This window comes from Sinorhizobium sp. BJ1, from assembly GCF_002531555.1.
GTDB classification, from domain to species: domain Bacteria; phylum Pseudomonadota; class Alphaproteobacteria; order Rhizobiales; family Rhizobiaceae; genus Sinorhizobium; species Sinorhizobium fredii_B.
The window spans coordinates 1-1,175 of sequence record NZ_NWTH01000107.1; the positions used below are offsets into that span (position 1 = coordinate 1).

Consider the following 1,175-nt stretch of genomic DNA (forward strand, 5'->3'; position numbering starts at 1 on the left):
GGCTTATAGTGCAGACGGGAGGCGGTGACCGGTTCGTATTGCGCTTCAATATGTGAATATGATAGACCAATCAATATGAAGCTGCCGCCACTCCAGTCGCTACGTTCATTTGAAGCTGTCGCTCGTATGCTCAGCGTGACCAGAGCGGCCGAGGAGCTGTGTGTCTCTCACTCTGCGGTCAGTCATCAGATCCGAAAGCTTGAGGAGTGGATTGGGGTTTCGCTTGTAGAGCGGAATGGCCGAGGCATCCGCCTCACCGAAGCCGGGGAACGATACAGGCTTAAGGTTTGTGAAGCCTTCGACAGCATCCATGCCGAGACGGAACTTCTGCGACAACGCGGTTCTACGCCGATGGTGCGCGTCTCTTGTCTGCCCATGTTCGCGGTCGCGTGGCTGATGCCGCAGATGCACGACTTTTGGGGGAAGTTCCCTGACATTCAGGTGGCTATCCAATATGCGAGAGCGGCTAAAAGTTTAGACCCTGCTTCCGTGGATGTTGCCATCGAGCATGGCAATCCGAGCGATTTCCCGGATTTTGTTGCTATGCCGCTTCTTGACGGCACGACCGTGCCGGTTGCATCGCCAGACTATCTGCAGCGGAACAACTACCAGGATCCTCGCGACCTGGCGCGCATGACGCTTTTGCATGATGATGACCGAAAGTTCTGGGGTCTCTGGCTAAGAAAGATCTCGATGGATTTTGACGTTGATCCTCAGCTCGCAGAGACTGGCACGATCTTTCCAGACGGCAATCTTACCCTTGCTGCATGCTTGGCTGGTGAAGGAGTGGCTCTCCTACCGCGAAGTGTCGTATTGTCTCAGCTAAGGGCCAAGACCCTTGTGTCCTTGTCAACAGTGGCGATTGAAGAGGAGAAGTCTTATCTGCTGCTTGCTCCCAAGAATCGGCCTGTTCCACGGAGCGCCCTCTGCTTTGCGCAGTGGATGCAATCGCTGCCCGGGACGACAAAGATCGGCGTGCCGAAAGCCTAAACCGATCCAGCAGCGATCCCAGGTGGCCGCGCGTACGAAGGGCAATCGGCGCAGGTTGCGACGACCGTCATCTGTTTTCGAAAGCTCCGTTATGGACAACAGCGCAAATGTCTGTTTTGCTCAACTTTCCCCAGCCAAGTTTCACTTGTGCAAGAGCCTGGTTTCTTCGTTAGCTAAAGCGCGCT

At 55.1% G+C, this 1,175-nt stretch carries 1 protein-coding gene; it reads left to right on the forward strand.

Annotation, left to right across the window (positions count from 1 at the left end; all coding sequences use genetic code 11):
- The first annotated feature begins 75 nt into the window (after positions 1 to 75).
- Positions 76 to 990 (forward strand): LysR substrate-binding domain-containing protein, encoded by a 915-nt coding sequence (locus CO676_RS34250; RefSeq protein WP_097524310.1) that lies wholly within the window; start codon positions 76 to 78, stop codon positions 988 to 990.
- Positions 991 to 1,175: the final 185 nt, after the last annotated feature.